At 76.5% G+C, this 16,364-nt stretch carries 15 protein-coding genes; 8 read left to right on the top strand and 7 right to left on the bottom strand.

All coding sequences use genetic code 11. The annotated features are described in order from the left end of the window. Position 1: 1 nt before the first annotated feature. The 3 genes from ACIA8Q_RS25005 to ACIA8Q_RS24995 form a co-directional block, all read right to left on the bottom strand. A complete protein-coding gene (locus ACIA8Q_RS25005; protein ID WP_387905651.1) occupies positions 2 to 748 on the bottom strand; it encodes an FAD:protein FMN transferase in 747 nt (248 codons plus the stop codon). A 31-nt stretch (positions 749 to 779) separates the two neighbouring features. Continuing rightward, positions 780 to 1,286, bottom strand: a complete 507-nt coding sequence (locus ACIA8Q_RS25000) for an FMN-binding protein (protein WP_387905477.1) — start codon at positions 1,284 to 1,286, stop codon at positions 780 to 782. 147 nt (positions 1,287 to 1,433) lie between these two features. Continuing rightward, positions 1,434 to 2,789 carry a ferredoxin reductase family protein gene (locus tag ACIA8Q_RS24995; protein WP_360209621.1) on the bottom strand — a complete coding sequence of 452 codons (1,356 nt, stop codon included), beginning with the start codon at positions 2,787 to 2,789 and terminating at the stop codon, positions 1,434 to 1,436. A gap of 229 nt (positions 2,790 to 3,018) precedes the next feature. Here ACIA8Q_RS24995 and ACIA8Q_RS24990 point away from each other — a divergent pair, with 229 nt between their 5' ends. Both ACIA8Q_RS24990 and ACIA8Q_RS24985 read left to right on the top strand, forming a co-directional pair. After that, entirely contained in the window at positions 3,019 to 3,735 is a 717-nt protein-coding gene (locus tag ACIA8Q_RS24990) for a response regulator transcription factor (protein ID WP_360209623.1), read from the top strand. Then, positions 3,732 to 5,231 (top strand): HAMP domain-containing sensor histidine kinase, encoded by a 1,500-nt coding sequence (locus tag ACIA8Q_RS24985; protein WP_360209625.1) that lies wholly within the window; start codon positions 3,732 to 3,734, stop codon positions 5,229 to 5,231. The genes ACIA8Q_RS24990 and ACIA8Q_RS24985 overlap by 4 nt, the downstream gene beginning before the upstream one ends. On the opposite strand, the gene ACIA8Q_RS24980 is transcribed toward ACIA8Q_RS24985, so the two are convergent. Beyond that, positions 5,203 to 6,228 carry a GlxA family transcriptional regulator gene (locus ACIA8Q_RS24980; protein ID WP_396317704.1) on the bottom strand — a complete coding sequence of 342 codons (1,026 nt, stop codon included), beginning with the start codon at positions 6,226 to 6,228 and terminating at the stop codon, positions 5,203 to 5,205. The two genes, ACIA8Q_RS24985 and ACIA8Q_RS24980, sit on opposite strands and share 29 nt — an antisense overlap. Before the next feature lie 161 nt (positions 6,229 to 6,389). On the opposite strand from ACIA8Q_RS24980, the gene ACIA8Q_RS24975 reads away from it, so the two are divergent. The 3 genes from ACIA8Q_RS24975 to ACIA8Q_RS24965 all read left to right on the top strand — a co-directional run bounded on the left by ACIA8Q_RS24975 (position 6,390) and on the right by ACIA8Q_RS24965 (position 8,006). Beyond that, positions 6,390 to 6,980 (top strand): isochorismatase family protein, encoded by a 591-nt coding sequence (locus ACIA8Q_RS24975; RefSeq protein ID WP_360209629.1) that lies wholly within the window; start codon positions 6,390 to 6,392, stop codon positions 6,978 to 6,980. A 205-nt stretch (positions 6,981 to 7,185) separates the two neighbouring features. Continuing rightward, complete coding sequence (locus ACIA8Q_RS24970; protein ID WP_360209631.1) at positions 7,186 to 7,653, top strand: DUF6325 family protein; 468 nt, start codon at positions 7,186 to 7,188, stop codon at positions 7,651 to 7,653. Positions 7,654 to 7,727: 74 nt separating this feature from the next. Then, complete coding sequence (locus tag ACIA8Q_RS24965) at positions 7,728 to 8,006, top strand: SHOCT domain-containing protein (protein ID WP_387905487.1); 279 nt, start codon at positions 7,728 to 7,730, stop codon at positions 8,004 to 8,006. Between the two features lie 80 nt (positions 8,007 to 8,086). On the opposite strand, the gene ACIA8Q_RS24960 is transcribed toward ACIA8Q_RS24965, so the two are convergent. Then, on the bottom strand, positions 8,087 to 8,587 hold the full coding sequence (locus ACIA8Q_RS24960; RefSeq protein WP_387905490.1) for a hypothetical protein: 501 nt from the start codon (positions 8,585 to 8,587) through the stop codon (positions 8,087 to 8,089). An 88-nt stretch (positions 8,588 to 8,675) separates the two neighbouring features. After that, a complete protein-coding gene (locus ACIA8Q_RS24955) occupies positions 8,676 to 9,197 on the bottom strand; it encodes a hypothetical protein (RefSeq protein WP_360209637.1) in 522 nt (173 codons plus the stop codon). Positions 9,198 to 9,633: 436 nt separating this feature from the next. Here ACIA8Q_RS24955 and ACIA8Q_RS24950 point away from each other — a divergent pair, with 436 nt between their 5' ends. After that, positions 9,634 to 12,309 (top strand): LuxR C-terminal-related transcriptional regulator, encoded by a 2,676-nt coding sequence (locus ACIA8Q_RS24950; RefSeq protein WP_396317703.1) that lies wholly within the window; start codon positions 9,634 to 9,636, stop codon positions 12,307 to 12,309. Between the two features lie 87 nt (positions 12,310 to 12,396). Here the strand turns inward: ACIA8Q_RS24950 and ACIA8Q_RS24945 are convergent, their stop codons facing one another. Beyond that, positions 12,397 to 12,597: a hypothetical protein gene (locus tag ACIA8Q_RS24945; RefSeq protein WP_387905495.1), complete on the bottom strand. Its 201-nt coding sequence runs from the start codon at positions 12,595 to 12,597 to the stop codon at positions 12,397 to 12,399. 242 nt (positions 12,598 to 12,839) lie between these two features. Here ACIA8Q_RS24945 and ACIA8Q_RS24940 point away from each other — a divergent pair, with 242 nt between their 5' ends. Next, the gene (locus ACIA8Q_RS24940; protein WP_360209643.1) at positions 12,840 to 14,669 is read left to right on the top strand and encodes a glycoside hydrolase family 15 protein; all 1,830 of its coding nucleotides are present in this window, start codon (positions 12,840 to 12,842) and stop codon (positions 14,667 to 14,669) included. 7 nt (positions 14,670 to 14,676) lie between these two features. Beyond that, on the top strand, positions 14,677 to 16,101 hold the full coding sequence (locus ACIA8Q_RS24935; protein WP_360209645.1) for an MFS transporter: 1,425 nt from the start codon (positions 14,677 to 14,679) through the stop codon (positions 16,099 to 16,101). Positions 16,102 to 16,364: the final 263 nt, after the last annotated feature.

Below are 16,364 nucleotides of genomic sequence, written 5' to 3'. Positions count from 1 at the left end.
CTCAGACCGGCCGGAAGTCGGCGGGGCCGACGGCCGGGAGGTGCCGGGGCAGGCCGGGCGTCCAGCGCTTGGTGCCGTCGGGCAGCACGGCCAGGGCTTCGACGCCGGGGCGTCGCCCGGCCCAGGCGAGGGCGCGGTCGGGGCCCATCGCGAACGCGGCGGTGGCCCAGGCGTCGACGCGGGCGATGCCGGTGCCGGGGGAGCCGACCAGGGTCAGCGAGGCGAGGCCGGTCGCGGGGCGGCCGGTGTGCGGGTCGAGGACGTGCGCGCCGCGTTCGGCGGTGCCGGAGGTGGCCACGGCCAGGCCGTCGCCGGCCAGGACGGCGGCGAGCCGGCCGGTGCGCAGCGGGTGGGCGACGCCGATCCGCCAGGGCCCGCCGGCCGTCTGCACGTCCCCGCCGCCGCTGACGCAGTACTGCCGGGCCCCGGCGTCGCCCAGCATCCCGGCGGCCTCCTCGACGGCCCGGCCCTTGACCCAGCCGCTCGGGTCGAGCCGGCCGCCGGGGCGTTCGGTGAAGTAGCCGTCGGTCTCGTCGGCGACCTCGCGGCAGGCCGCCAGGGCGGCACGGACCTCGGGGTCGCAGTCGTCGACGCCGAGCTCGCCCCGGTCGAGGCGGCTGATCTGGCTGTCCGTCCGGTAGGGCGAGAAGACCGCGTCGATCCGGTGCAGCCGCCGGGCGATCCGGCGCAGCACGTCGGCGGTGTCCGGGCCCGGGTCGCGGACGGCGAAGGAGAAGACGGTGCCCATGACGGGCTCGGCGTGGCGGAGCACGGCGGCCTCACCGCCCGGCGCGGTCGAGCGCGCTCTGCAGGGAGCGGGCGTAGCCGTCGCTGGTGAAGGTGGCGCCGCTGACCACGTCGACGTGCGCGCTCTGGGCGGCCAGCGCCTCCTGGTTGAGCAGCGGCAGCGCGGAGCTGTTGATCTCCCGGTCGCGGCGGTCCTCGGTGGGGTACTCGACCACGTCGACGGCGGTGATCCTGCTCCCGCTGAGGGTGACCGCGACCTGGACCGGCCCGTAGCGGGTGTTCACGGCGTCTCCGGTGACCTTCCGGACGGTACCCGCGCCGCCCGTCCCGCCGGCCCCGGTGGGGGAGGTGGACGGGGCCGGGGTGGCGTCGGAGGCCCCGGCGGCGGACCCGGCCGAGCCGGACGCGGAGCCGTCGGAGCCGGCGGCCCCGCCCGAGCTGATCACCGGGGCGGGCCCGGCGGCGCCGTGCGGTTTGAGGGAGAGCAGCAGGACCACTCCGGCGGCGGTGGCGGCGGTGCTGACGACGGCTCGGCGCATGGGCGGGCCTCCTCGGGGTTCGGTGGTTCGGCGGTTCAGTGGTTCGCCGGGACGACGACGGCCGGGACGCGACGGCCGGGACGACGACGGGCAGGACGGCGACGGGCGGGACGGCGGCGTGGCCGGGCCGGGCCGGTGGGGGCGGGCTCAGAGGGCGAAGGACTCGTGGTGGATCCGCCCCGCCCGCACCCCGGCGGCCCGCAGCGCCCGCACCGCCTCCCCGGTCAGCGCCTCCGGCCCGCACAGGTAGACCTCGTGCTCGGCGAGGTCGGGGACGAGCCGGGCGAGCGCGGCGCCCAGGTCGCCGACCCGTTCCCGCGGGCCGACCAGTTCGTGCACCGTGCCGCCGCGCCGCCGGGCGACCTGCGCCAGCTCCGCCCGGAACAGCAGGTCCTGCGGCCGGGCGGCCCGCTGGACGAGGGTGAGCTCCCCCGGCAGCGTCTCGAACAGTGCCCGCAGCGGGGTGATGCCCACCCCCGCCCCGAACAGCAGCACCCGCTCGCGCCGCTGCAGCCGCCCGGTGAACGCCCCGTACGGGCCCTCGGCGCGCACCGGGGTGCCGGGGCGCAGCGCGGCCACCGCGGCGCTGTGCCCGCCGAGGTCCTTGACGGTGAAGCGCAGGAAGTCCGGGTGCGGCGGTGCGGACAGCGAGTACGGGTTGGCGGCCCAGCGCAGCCCGGGCGCCTGGAACTGCAGCCGGAAGAACTGGCCGGGCTCGGCCCGCAGGAGGTCCAGCCGCCGACCGGTGACGAAGAGCGACACCACGCCGGGGCCCTCCGGCCGGACCTCGGCCACCCGCAGCCGGTGGCGGCGGTCGAGCAGCCACGGTCCGGCCAGCCGGTACCAGCCGATCAGGGCGGCGGTGCCGAGGTAGAGGGCGTACCAGGCGGCGCGGGCCGGGCCGTCGCCGAGGTCGGCCCCGGTGGCCAACTGGTGGCCGAAGGCCAGGGCGACGGCGAGATAGGTCGCCAGGTGCAGGTAGTACCAGGTCTCGTAGGAGAGCCGGCGGCGGGCGGCGCGGGCGGACACCGCGCCGGTGCCCAGCATCAGCAGGGTGGCCAGGGCGGCCTTGAGCATCTCGGGGAAGTGGAGGACGATCTCCACGCCCTCGGCGAGCGGGCCGCGCCCGTCGGTCAGCGCGTAGCCCCAGACGACGGACAGCACGTGCACGGACACCGCGGCCACCAGCCAGCGACCGCCGAAGGCGTGCCAGCGGGCCAGCCGGTCGGCACCGACCCCGCGTTCCAGCGGCGGCAGTCGGGCCATCAGCAGGAGCAGCACCGGGGCCGCGTAGCCGGCGAGCAGGCCGGTGATCCGGCCCGCTCCGGTCAGCCACCCGGCCGGGCCTGCCACCACCGGGGTGTCTGACCACCAGAGCGCGAGGACGCCGAGCGCGCCGGCGGCGACCAGGGCGAGCACCAGGCGGGGCGGGGCGGCCACGGGTGGGCGGCGCGCCGCCCGGTGGGCCGGGCCGGCGGGTCGCGGTGGTGCTGCGGTGGCCATCGGGGATCACTCCTTCCGTCCCGGCGGCGAGCACCGCCGGGGCGCACCACGATCGCACCGCAACCTCTGAGCCGCCTCTGAACCGGGGCCGCTCCCGGCGGCCGCCCGGGCCGCGTTCCCGCAGGTCGGAGCCGGTGCGACGGGGTGCCCACCGGGCCCCGCGGTCTCAGGACTTTCTCATCGCGGGCGGTCAGAATGAACGCCGCCGACCGCGTACCGAGGGAGCACCGTGGACGACACCGCCGAGCGGCAGGAGTGGAGGGTCCTCGTCGTCGACGACGAGCCGGACCTGGTCGAGGTGGTCTGCGGCGCCGTCCGCTACGAGGGCTGGCAGGCGCGCGGCGCGACCACCGGCGGGGCGGCCGTGCGCGCCGCGGCGCTCTGGCGCCCGCACGCCGTGGTCCTGGACATGATGCTGCCCGACCTCGACGGCATGGAGGTGCTGCGCCGGCTGCACGCCGAGCGGCCCGAGGTGCGCGTGCTCTTCCTGACCGCCCGGGACGCCGTCGAGGACCGGATCGCCGGGATCGCGGCGGGCGGCGACGACTACGTGACCAAGCCGTTCAGTCTGGCCGAGGTGGTCGTGCGGCTGCGCGGGCTGCTGCGCCGGGCGGCCCCGCCGGGTGCGGCCGGTCCGCCGCCCGCGCACGCCCTGGTGCTCGGCGACCTGGTGCTCGACGAGCGGGCCCGCGAGGTCACCCGCGGCGGGGAGGCGGTCGACCTCAGCCCGACCGAGTACGCGCTGCTCGTCCACCTGATGCGCCACCCCCGCCAGGTGCTGAGCAAGGCGCAGATCCTGGACGCCGTCTGGTCCTACGACTTCGGCGGGCAGGCGCACGTCGTCGAGCTGTACATCAGCTACCTGCGCAAGAAGCTGGACGCCGGCCGGCCCCCGATGATCCACACCGTGCGCGGTGCCGGGTACCTGATCAAGGCCGCGCCGTGAGCGGCGGGCCCGCCGGTCGCCGGCGCCGCGGTCTGCGCCGCCGGGCCGCCCGGCTGGTGCCGCGGACGCTGCGGGCCCGGCTGATCGCCGGCCTGCTGGTGCTGCTGGTGGTGACCTGCGCGGCGGTGGGCCTGGCCACCACGGCCGCCCTGCGGCACTTCCTGGTGGACCGGCTGGACCAGCAGCTCACCGACTCGGGCGGTCGCTACGCCGCCAGCCTCGAACACGCCGGCCAGGGCGGCGGCGGCACCGACACCCGGGCGCAGACCCCGGGCACCCTGGGCGTGCGGCTGCTGGACGGCCGGGTCACCGCGGCCGGCGTGGTCGACGGCGACGCCGACGACGCGGACGGCCTGGGCGACGACGACAGGGTGGCGCTCTCGCCCGCCGAGCAGCGGGCGCTGGCCGCGCTCCCGGTCGGCGGGTCGGCGGGCACCGTCGACCTGGGCGGGGCGCAGGGGCGCTACCGGGTCCGCGCGGTCGCCGGCCGGGACGGCGACGTGCTGGTCAGCGGGCTGCCGCTGCGCCCGGCGGAGGACACCGTGGACCGGCTGGCGACCCTGGAGCTGACGGTCTTCGCGCTCGCCGTGGCCGGGGCGGGCGCCGCCGGAGCGGTCTGGGTGCGCTGGTCGCTGCGCCCGCTGGACCGGGTGGTGGGCACCGCCGAACGGGTCGCCGGCCTGCCGCTGGCCAGCGGCGCCGTCACCCTGGCGGAGCGGGTGCCGGACGACGACCCGCGCACCGAGGTCGGCCGGGTGGGCACGGCGCTCAACCGGATGCTCGGGCACGTGGGGGACGCCCTGGCCAGCCGGCACGCGGTGGAGGAGCGGCTGCGGGCCTTCGCCGCCGACGCCAGCCACGAGCTGCGCACCCCGGTGGCGGCGGTCCGCGGGCACGCCGAGCTCGCGCTGCGCCACCCCGGTGCGGTGCCGGGGCCGGTGCGGCACTCGCTGGAGCGGATCGACGCCGAGGCGGTGCGGATGGGCGCGATCGTCGAGGACCTGCTGCTGCTCGCGCGCCTGGACGCGGGCCGGCCGCTGGCCGACGCCGAGGTGGACCTCACCCGGGTGGCGCTGAACGCGCTGGCGGACGCGCGGGCGGCCGGGCCGGGGCACCGCTGGCGGCTGGCGCTGCCGGCGGAGCCGGTGCTGGTGCGCGGGGACGAGCACCGGCTGAGCCAGGTGGTGGTCAACCTGCTGGCGAACGCCCGGGCCCACACCCCGGCCGGGACGGGGGTCGAGCTGAGCCTGGAGCGCGCCGGGGCCGAGGTGCGGCTGGCGGTCGTCGACGACGGGCCGGGGATCGCCCCCGAGCTGGCGGAGCGGATGTTCGAGCGTTTCGTCCGGGGCGACCGGGCCCGCTCGCGGTCGACCGGCTCGACCGGGCTGGGCCTGTCGATCGTGCGCGCGGTGGTCCGGGCGCACGGCGGCACGGTGGACGCGGCCAGCGGCCCGGGGCGCACCGCGTTCACCGTGCGGCTGCCGGCCCCTCCGTAGCGGCTCCGGTGCGGAAGCGCTGCCGGTACTCGGTCGGGGTGGTGTCCAGGCGCCGGCGGAAGGCGCGGACCAGGGTGTCGGTGGTGCCGAACCCGCAGTCGGTGGCGATCCGGTCGAGCGTGGCGTCGGTGGACTCGAGGTGCCGGCGGGCGAGTTCGAGCCGGGCGGACTCCACGTAGGCGCTCGGGGTGGTGCCGAGTTCGGTCTTGAAGATCCTCGTCAGCTGCCGTTCGCCGATGTGCGCGTGGGCGGCGAGGTCGGGCACGGTGAGCCGGCCGGGCAGGTTGCGCAGGATGTGGTGGCGCAGCTCCTCGACCCGCCGGGTGGTGGACACCGGCTCCAGCGGGACGCTGAACTGGCTCTGCCCGCCGGGGCGCTTGAGGTACATCACGAGCTGGCGGGCGACCCGCAGCGCGAGGGCCTCGCCGAAGTCGTCGGCGACCAGGGCGAGGGCGAGGTCGAGGCAGGCGCTGATGCCGGCGCCGGTCCAGACCTCGCCCTCGCGGATGAAGATCGGATCGGCGTCCACCTCGATCTGCGGGTACTCGGCGGCGAGCCGCGCGGCCGTCGACCAGTGGGTGGTGGCGCGCCGGCCGTCGAGAAGCCCCGCGGCGGCGAGGATGTGCGCGCCGACGCACACCGAGGCGACCCGGCGCGAGCGCCCGGTGAGCGTGCGCACCCGGTCCACCACGGCCGGGTCGGTGAGCGGGTGGACCCGGCGCAGTTCGTCGACCTCGACCGACCCGGGCACCAGCAGGGTGTCGATGGGGCCCGCGGCGGCGGCCTCGTCGAAGGTGAGGTCGGGCAGGATCCGCACGCCCGCGGCGGTGGTCACCGGGGCCGTGGTCTCGGCGGCGAGGACGACGCGGTAGCCCGTCGCGTCGTCGGTCTCCCGCCGGACCAGCGAGAACACCTCCGGCGGTCCGGTGACGTCGAGCAGGTCGACGCCCTCGAAGAGGACGACGACGATCAGTCGTTGCTGCGTCACGGTGGTCATCTCCGGTCCTGCCCCGGCCGGTTCGGCCGCTCACACGCGATGTCGGAATCTGCATGTTAGGCGACATTGCCGACACCGGAGGGCCGGCCATAGCGTTCCGATGCGGGCCACCGCAGCCGTGGCCGCCCATCCTCCAGACACCCGACCCGAGGCGGTACCCCATGCCCACGACCACCCTGCGCACCCTCGACGGCCTCGACGAGACGCCCGCCGCGCTCGCCGACGCCACCCTGATCCTGATCGACTACCAGAACACCTACGTCGGCGGGGTGATGGAGCTCGACGGCTGGCGCGAGGCGCTGGACGAGGCCGCCGCGCTGCTCGCCCGGGCGCGGGCCGCGGGGGCCACCGTGATCCACGTGGTCAACGACGGCGGGGAGGGCACCCCGTACGACGTCCGCGCCGAGATCGGCCGGATCCACCCCGGCGTGGCGCCGGCGCAGGGCGAGCGGGTCGTGGTCAAGAAGGCCCCGGACGCCTTCGTCGGCACCGGGCTGGGCGAGCTGGTCGACGCCGCCGGGCACCGGGACGTCGTGGTGGCCGGCTTCATGACGCACATGTGCGTGGCCTTCACCACCGCGGGTGCCTTCCTGCGCGGCAACCGGCCCACCGTCGTCGCCCGGGCCTGCGCCACCCGGCCGCTGAGCTCGGGCGGCACCGGGCTGAGCGCCGAGCAGGTCCACCGCGCCGCGCTGGCGACGATCGGCGACCTCTACGGGGTGGTCGTCGAGTCGCCGGCGGACCTGGGCTGACCCGCACCGTGCCGCGGCCCGCCCGTCACGGGGGTCGGGCGGGCCGCGGCGGCACCCGCGCGGTAAGGGCCGCGGCGCCCGGCCGGGGCCTCCGCGTCACCCGGTGCAGGTGATCCCCGGCGGCGCCGGGAGCCGTAGCGTCGACAGCAGAGAACCGGTCCGGCAGCGGAGCGGGCCGGGTGACGACCGCGGAGGGAGCGGTGCGATGTCCGAGGAGCAGGACGAGGAACTCAGGGAGATCGGGCCCATCGACTATCTGGTCGTGGAGTTCCCGGGCAACCGCATGACGGGCGAAGGGCTTCCGCTGCTGGTCGACCTCGTGGACCGGGGCATCATCCGGATCCTCGACTTCGCGTTCGTCCGCAGGGACGAGGACGGCAGCGTCCTGGCGATGGAGCTCACCGACCTGGACGGCGACGGGACCTTCGACCTGGCCGTGTTCGAGGGCGTGTCGTCCGGGATCCTGGACGCCGAGGACCTCGACGAGGCCGCGGCCCTGCTGGCGCCCGGCAACTCCGCCGGGGTGCTGGTGTACGAGAACGCCTGGGCGGGACCGCTCGCCGCCGCCCTGCGCCGGTCCGAGGCGCAGGTCGTCGCCAGCGGCCGGATCCCGGTCCCGCAGCTGCTGCAGTCGCTGGAGGCCCTGGAGGCCCGGGAGCCGTCCGGCGGCTGACACCGCCACGCCCGCGTACGAGCAGGACGCACGCGGACGCGGAGCACGCACACGTACGAGGAAGGAGCTCGGTCATGCCGGGACTGTTGCGCGGAGTCGCGCGTACCGCGGTCGTCGCCGGGACGGCGACCGCCGTGTCCAACCGGGTGTCGCGTCGCCAGGCCGGCCGGTGGGCCGCCCAGGAGGCGCCGCCCGAGCCCGCGCCCGCCGCGCCGCCGCCGCCCGCGGCTGCGCCCCAGCCGGGGATGGACGACAAGATCGGCCAGCTGCAGCAGCTGGCACAGCTGCACGAACAGGGGGTGCTGACCGACGAGGAGTTCGCGGCGCAGAAGCAGCGGGTGCTCGCGGGCTGAGTCGTCGAACGGCGGATGACCGCCCCCGGCCGGACGGGCCGGGGGCGGTCATCCGCACGGGACGCGGAACCCGCGGAACCTCAGACGCCTCCGCCGTCTCCGCGCGGGGCGCCCGCGACGGGCGGCGGCGGCCCGGGGTCGGCCACGGGCGGTGCGACCGGTGCGCCGTGGGCGGTCAGGCCGTAGATGCCCACGACGTCCACGGCGATGATCGTCAGCGACCACAGCGGGTAGGACGGCAGGAAGGCCATCTGGACGAAGGCGTTGACGACCAGGGCCACCACGCCGGTCCAGCGCGCCCACTGCGCCCGCTGGACGAGGATGCCCACCGCGGCGGCGGCCTGGACGGCCGCCACGGCCAGGACGACCCAGCCCCAGATCCGCAGGTCGCCGAAGACGTAGTGGGCGTCGCCGATGAAGACGTGCGAGTTGGCGATGGCGGCGATGCCGTCCAGACCGTTGAACAGGGCCAGCAGCGACAGCAGCACGCCGGCGAAGACCACCAGGCCGGAGCCGGCCAGGTCGGACTCGGAGTAGCTGATCGGGGGACGGGGTCCCCACTTCGGAGCGGTGGCGGCCATGGGTTCCTCCGGGTGTCGAGGGGGGTGCCTGCCGGTTTTCGGTTGTGCGACCGGTCTCCGCCGTCCGGGCCGGACTCCGGTGGGTCGGTCAGTGCCCGACCGCCACCTTCGCGGCGACGATGAGCAGACCGAGGAGGAGGTTGACGAAGCCTTCGGCGACGACCTGGCGCCGGGACGCACCGGCCCGGTGCGCGCCCAGGGTGGCCCAGGCCACCTGCTGGGCCACCGCGACGCCGAGCGCCAGCCAGGCGCTGTCGCCGGAGCCGAGCCAGGGGCTGACCAGCACCGCGAGGGCCGGCAGCGCGGCCGCCTCCACGATGGACCACTCGTGCCGGCCCACCTCGCGGGCGTCCCGCCAGCCCACCGTGCGCCCGGCCTCGCGGTCCCCGGCGAGGCGGGCGTACACGTGGGCCAGCCAGAACACGACACCGGTGACCACCAGCAGCACGATCAGCGAGAGCCGCGGCATCGACGCGTTCACGCCGGAGGCGGCGATCACCGAGGCGGCGAGCAGGGAGCCGTACACGGCACCGGCGTAGTCGGTGCGCTGCGGGCCCCGGGCCCGGTCCCGGGCGGGCGCGCGGGCCGGTGACCGTTCCGAGTGGGTCAAGGTCGCTCTCCTGTTCCGGCGGGTGCTCCGGAGGGCCGGACGGGCGCCGGCGCGGTGCCGATGGTCCGCCGGTGGTCGGTTCTCCCGGCCCGGGTCACCGGCCGGCTGGTCTCCCGGCCCGGGTCACCGGCCGGCCGGTCACCCCGCCCGCGGCCACCCGTTCGGGCGCCGGTGCGACGGGCCCTCTCCCGCGATCATGCGCCGCCGCCGGGCGGGCGGCTTCACCCGGATCAGGTGAGGCCGCCGCCCCGGCGGCCGTCACCGACTGCGATGGCGGTCGGCGGCCCGCCGGGGCTACCGTGGTTCCGGTGGATCTTCGCCGGGCCGGCGGCGGTTCCACCCCGGGCGGCCCCCGCCCCGTCCGTTCCCCGACACCCGCCCCCGGCCGCGGAACCCCCGTGCCGAGGCCGTCAGGCGGTGGCTCCCGATGGTTCACATGCGCAGGACCCCGCTCCCGCCGGTGGAGCTCCCCAACGGCGACCCGGTGCTCGTCACCCGGCTGGAGCCCCCGCTGGCCCCGGCCGCCTTCCTCCGCCGGGACCGCCTCGTCCGGCGGCTCGACGAGGCCGTGCGGCTCCCGGTCACGCTGGTCAACGGACCGGCGGGCGCCGGCAAGACCCTGCTGGTCGCGGACTGGACCGAGCACGGCCGGCCCCCCGGGCGGCCCGCCTGGCTGACGGTGGAGGCCTCCGACGACAGCCCCGGCTGCTTCTGGTCGTACGTGCTCGCGGCCCTGCGCCACGCGGGGCAGCCGCTGCCCGCGCGCATCGGCGCACCGGCCGACGCCGACCGGGTCGAACCCTCCCTGCTGCTCCGCCTCGCCGACTGGATCGGCGGCCGCGACGAACCGGTCGTGCTCGTCCTGGACGAGTTCGAGCAGATCACCGACCCGCGGCCGGCCGAGCAGCTGCACGAACTGGTCCGCCACACCCGCGGCCGCCTGCGCCTCGTCCTGGTCGGTCGCACCGAGCCGCTGCTGCCGCTGCACCGCTACCGCGCCGAGGGCCGGCTCGGCGAGATCCGCGCCGCCGACCTCGCGATGCGGCTGCCCGAGGCCGAGGGCGTCCTGCGCCGCCACGGGCTGGACCTCGGCCCGGACACCGTCGCTGCGGTCCACGAGCGGGTGGCGGGCTGGAGCGCCGGACTGCGCCTGCTGGCCCTGGCCGCCCAGCACGCCGACGACCCCGACACCTACCTGAAGCAGATCGGGGCCGAACACACCGGCGTGCCGGACTTCCTGCTCGCCGAGGTGCTGCGCACCCAGCCGGCGCACACCCAGGACCTGCTGCTGCGCACCAGCCTCTTCCCGCGGCTGCACCCCGGGCTCGCCGACGCGCTCACCGGCCGGCAGGACGGCGGCCGCATCCTGGCCGGCCTGCACCGGGCCAACGCCTTCGTCGACCTGCTTCCCGGCGGCTGGTACCGGTTGCACCCGCTGTTCGCCGAGACGCTCCGGCTGCACCTGCACGCCGCCGACCCGGGCCTGCCGGAGGAGCTGCACCGGCGCGCGGCCCACTGGTTCGACGAGGACGGGCAGCAGCGCGCCGCCCTGGAACACGCCGTCGCGGGCGGGGCCTGGGACTTCGCCGCCCGGCTGCTCATCGACCAGCTGGCCGTCGGCGAACTCTCCGCCGGCCCCTCCGCGGGCCGACTGCGCGCGCTGTTCTCCCGGATGCCGCCCACCGCGCACACCCCGGACGCCGAGCTGGTCCGGGCGGCCGTCCGGCTCTCCGACGAGGACGTGGCCGCCGGTGTCCGGGCGCTGGACCGCGCCGAACCGCGGCTGTCGCCCGAGGACACCACCGCCCGGATCACGGCCGCCGGCCTGCGGGCCGGGGCGGGCCGGCTGCTCGGCTCGGCCGAGCTGGCCGGCGGCGCCGCCCGGCGGGCCCACCGGCTCGGGCGCTCGGCCCCGGCCGGGCCGCTGCACCGGCACCCCGAACTGCTCGGCCAGGCCGACGCCGACCTCGGCTCGGCCCTGCTCTGGGAGGGCCGGTTCGACGAGGCGGGGGAGGCGCTCGCCGCGGCGGCGGCCGCCCCGGCCACCGCCACCACCGCACGGCTGCGCCACGACAGCCAGTGCCGCCTCGCCCTCATCGACTACCTGCGGGGCCGGCCCGGCCGGGCGGAGCGCCGGGTCCGCCGGGCGGACGAGGAGGCGGACCGGTGCGGCCTGCCCGCGGAGGCCCGCACCGACCTCGGCGACGTGGTGCTGGCGGGCGCGGCGCTCGAGCACGACGACGTCGCGGCGGCCCGTGACGCGCTGCGGCACGCGGAGCCGTCCGGCGACCCGGTGCTCGCCGTCGGCCTCGGCCTGGTCCACGCCGACCTGCGGCTCGCCCAGGGGGACCCGGACGCGGCGCTGAGCGAGCTGGAGCGGACCAGGCGGCTCGACCTCGCCGAGCACCCCTCGCCCTGGTGCGCCGAGCGGATCGCCGTCGCCGCCTGCGCCGCGCACCTCGCCGCCGGACGCGTCGAGGCCGCGGTGGACGCGGTCGCCGAGGTGCCCGGGGGCGCCCCGGACTCCGTCCTCGCGTCCTGCAGCGCCCGGCTGGCGGCTGGCCACGACGCGGACGACGCGCTCTCCCGGCTCGACCTGCTGCGCACCGACGCGGCGATCGGCAGCACCACCAGGACCAGGGCCCTGCTGCTGCTCGCCCGGGCCGGCGCCGCCCACACGGACGCCGCCGGGCCGCAGCTGCTGGCCCAGGCGCTCCGGGCCGCCGAACCCGAGCGGCTCCGCCGGCCCTTCCGCGAATGCGGCCCCTGGGTCCGCCACCAGCTGCTGCGCCACCCGGGCCTCGCCGAGGCGCACCCCTGGCTCCCCGACGACCTGCTGCCGCCCGCGGGGCCGGCCCGCACGCGCCGGCAGGCCGTCGGCGAGGCGGCGCCGGGCCCCGCCGGGCCCGTCGACCCGCTGACCGAGCGGGAGCGCGACGTCCTGGCCCGGGTCGGGCGGATGATGTCCACCCAGGAGATCGCCGACGACCTCTTCCTGTCCCCGAACACCGTCAAGACGCACCTGAAGAGCATCAACCGCAAGCTGGCGACCACCACCCGCCGGGAAGCCCTGCGGACGGCCGCCCGGATGCACCTGCTCGACGAGGAGTGACGGCCGCTCGCTCCTGCGGTCGGTCATTCCCGCCGGCGGTCACTCCTGCAGCTGCTCGCTCCCGCGGTCGGTCGTTCCCGCCGCCGGTCACTCCTGCAGCCGGCGGAACTCCGTCACCGTCAGTCCGAGGGCCTGGCAGCGGTTCAGCAGCCCGTACAGGTGGGCCTCGTCGACCACGTCGCCGAAGAGCACCGTCTGGCCGGCGACGACCGTGCTGTCCAGCTCGGGGAACCCCTCGCGCACGGTGATGTCCTGCAGCAGTCCGGCGACACGGATCTCGTAACGCACCGGGCCTCTCCTCCCTCCGGCCGGACCCCGCGGTCGTCCTTCGACCGTCGGACCCAGCCTGCGCCGCCCGGCCCGGGCCCCGCATCACCCCCCCGAGGTGACCGAGGCCCCGGCCCGGCCGGGCGGCGGGCCCGTCCGCCCACCGCCCCCGCCGGTCACCCCCCGGGGGTGATCCGGGCACCCGCGCGCCGCTCCTACCGTGACCGGGCAGGCAGGTCCACGGCCCCGGCCAGGGAGGTCCCATGAGCCACTACCCCCCGATCGCGGAGCACGGCATGGTGGGCGACCTCCAGACGGCCGCCCTGGTGTCCACCGACGGCGACATCGACTGGTGGTGCGCGCCGCGCTTCGACTCGCCCAGCCTGTTCGCCTCCCTGCTGGACCACGCCGGGGGCGGGCGCTGCCGGCTGGCCGTCGACCGGGGCGTGATCACCGACGCCGCGGTGAAGCAGCTCTACCTGCCCGGGACGGCGATCCTGGTGACCAGGTTCCTGTCGGCCGGCGGCGTCGCCGAGGTCGTCGACTTCATGGTCCCCGACACCTCGCGCACGCCGAGCCCGCGGCACCGGATCGTCCGGGTCGCCCGGGTCATCCGCGGCAGCGTGCCCTTCGTGCTGGAGTGCCGGCCGCGCTTCGACTACGGCCGGGCCCGGCACCGGCTCACCCTGACGGACGAGCGCAACGCGGTGCTGCACGGCCCGGACCAGGACCTCTTCCTCCAGACCACCGCCCCGGTCGTGCTGCAGCCGGACGGCGAGGACGTCACCGCCCGGTTCACCCTGGACGCCGGCGGGACGGCGATCGTGGCCCTCACCGCCGCGCCCGCGGGCGACGCCGCGCCCCCGCCGCCCGGCGACGAGCCCACCACCGCCGACTTCGACCGCTGCCGCGACTTCTGGTACGGCTGGCTGGCGCGGTCCCGCTACCAGGGGCGCTGGCACCAGATGGTGGACCGGTCCGCGGTCACCCTCAAGCTCCTGACCTACCACCCCACCGGTGCGCCGATCGCCGCCCTCACCATGGGCCTGCCGGAGCAGGTCGGCGGCGAACGCAACTGGGATTACCGCTACACCTGGATCCGCGACGCCTCGCTGTCCCTGCACGCGCTGACCGGCCTGGGTTTCGAGGAGGAGGCGCTCGCCTTCCGCCGCTGGGTCCGCGAGCGGGTCGAGGCCTCGGCCGGCCGCGCCGGCGAACCGCTGCAGATCATGTACCGGATCGACGGCGACCCCCACCTCACGGAGGAGGTCCTCGGCCACTGGGAGGGCTACCGCGGCTCGGCGCCGGTCCGGGCCGGGAACGCCGCCTCCGACCAGCTCCAGCTCGACATCTACGGGGAGGCCGCCTACGCCTTCGCCACCGACGGCACCATGGGCACCCTGGAGGGCTGGCGCGCCTTCCGCGGCCTGGTCGACTGGCTCACCGAGCACTGGGACCGCCCCGACGAGGGCATCTGGGAGACCCGCGGCGGCCGTCAGGACTTCACCTACAGCCGGCTGATGTGCTGGGTCGCCTTCGACCGGGCCGTCCGGACCGCCCGCACGTTCTCCCGCCCCGCCGACCTGGACCGCTGGGAGGAGACCCGGGACGCCGTCCTGGACCAGATCGTCGACCGCGGCTGGAACGCCGACCGGGCGGCCTTCACCCAGCACTACGCCACCGACGTCCTGGACGCCTCCCTGCTGCTCATGCCCAAGGTGGGCTTCCTCGCCCCGAACGACCCGGCCTGGCTCTCCACGCTCGACGCGATGGACCGCGAGCTCGTCAGCGACAGCCTCGTCTACCGCTACGACCCGGCCGCCTCGCCCGACGGCCTGCGCGGCTCGGAGGGCACCTTCAACCTGTGCAGCTTCCTGTACGTCGAGGCCCTCGCCCGGGCCGGGCGGCTGCAGCAGGCCCGCTACGCCTTCGACAAGATGCTCACCTACGCCAACCACGTCGGCCTCTTCGCCGAGGAGATCGGCCCGTCCGGCGAGCAACTGGGCAACTTCCCGCAGGCGTTCACCCACCTCGCCCTCATCGACGCCGCCATGGCGCTCGACGAGGAGCTCGACCGCCGGCACTCGGCCTGAGGCCGCCGTGGCACCCGCATCCGCACCTGCATCCGTACCCGCCGCGCCCGCCGGGGCGGCCCGCGCGGTCCTGGTGCCGCTGGCCCTGGCCCAGTTCATCTGCAGCTTCGCCGGGTCCAGCATGAACGTGATGATCAACGACATGAGCGAGGACCTCGACACGACGGTCCAGGGCATCCAGGTCGCCATCACGGTGTTCCTGCTGGTGATGGCCGCGCTGATGATCCCCGGCGGCAAGCTCGCCGACCGCTACGGCCGCAAGCGCTGCCTGATGACCGGGCTCGGCGTCTACGGGATCGGCGCGCTGATCAGCGCGCTCACCCCGGGCCTGGCGGGCCTGATCGTCGGCAACTCGATCCTGGAGGGCGTCGGCACCGCCCTGCTCATCCCGCCCGTCTACATCCTGACGACCCTGCTGTTCACCGGGACGGCCGTCCGGGCCCGGGCCTTCGGCGCGATCATGGCCCTCGGCGGGATCGGCGCGGCCGCCGGGCCGCTCATCGGCGGACTGCTGACCACCTGGATCAGCTGGCGCGCCAACTTCGGCTTCCAGGTCCTGGTCATCGTGGTGATCATGTGGCTCAGCCGGAAGCTGAAGGACCCGCGGCCGCCCGATCCGTCCGTCCGCTTCGACGTCGTCGGGGCGGTGCTGTCCGCGGTGGGCCTGGTCCTCGTGGTCACCGGCATCCTCGCCGCCGACACCAACGCCTGGCTGATGATCGCCCTGCTGGTCGCCGGTGCCGCCGTGCTGGCCGGGTTCTTCCTCTGGATCCGCGGCCGGGAACGGGCCGGCCGCGAACCGCTGCTCCCGCTCGCCCTCTTCCGCGACCGCACCGCCAACCTGGGCCTGGTCACCCAGAACGCCCAGTGGCTGGTCCTGATGGGCGCGTCGTTCACCGTCGGCGCCTACCTCCAGGTGGTCCGCGGCTACAGCGCGATCGCCTCCGGCGCCGTCTTCACCGCGGCGACGGTCGGGCTGCTCGCCACCTCCCTCAGCGCCGAGCGGCTGGCCCGGCGCTGGAGCCAGCGCACGCTCATCGTCACGGGGTTCGTCGTCACCGTCGCCGGCATCCTGCTGCTGCTCCTGCTCGTGCGGTCCTTCGACGGGGTGTGGGCGTTCACCCCCGGACTGCTGCTGATCGGCCTGGGGCTGGGCCTGATGCTGACGGCCTCCGTCAACGTGGTGCAGTCGAGCTTCCCTGACAGTCAGCAGGGCGCGATCTCCGGGCTCTCCCGGAGCATCTCCAACCTCGGCTCCTCGCTCGGCACCGCCGTCGCCGGCACCATCCTGGTCGCCGAACTCACCCGCGACAGCTACGGCGCGGCCATGCTGGCGCTCGCGCTGCTGGGCCTGGTCGGGCTCGGCGCCGCCCTGCTGCTGCCGCGCGGCGCCGATCCCGGATCCGGGCCGGCCGGCAGCCGGGAGGGGTGAGCGCCCCGGCCCGGTCGGGGGCGTGCCGGGCGGCGGGCCGGCCCGGGGGTTGGTCCGATGGGGTGAGGCCCCGGCGACCCGCCGGGCACCGGCCGGTGCCGGGCCCGCCGCTGCTGGGAGGGTGACGGGCGGCGACCGGGCTCAGGGGGAGAACCCCGAGTTGAACGCGTTCAAAGGCGTGCGCCATGATGATGCCGAGCGGACGCTCCCGGCCGTGACCGGCGGTGCGGGGCCGTCCCGTGCTGCCCCGCCGCACCCCGGCG

The sequence above is a fragment of the Kitasatospora sp. NPDC051705 genome (genome assembly GCF_044453265.1).
Classification (GTDB): Bacteria; Actinomycetota; Actinomycetes; order Streptomycetales; family Streptomycetaceae; genus Kitasatospora.
Note: the sequence above shows the minus strand (reverse complement) of the source record. Positions and strands in the feature narration are given on the sequence as shown.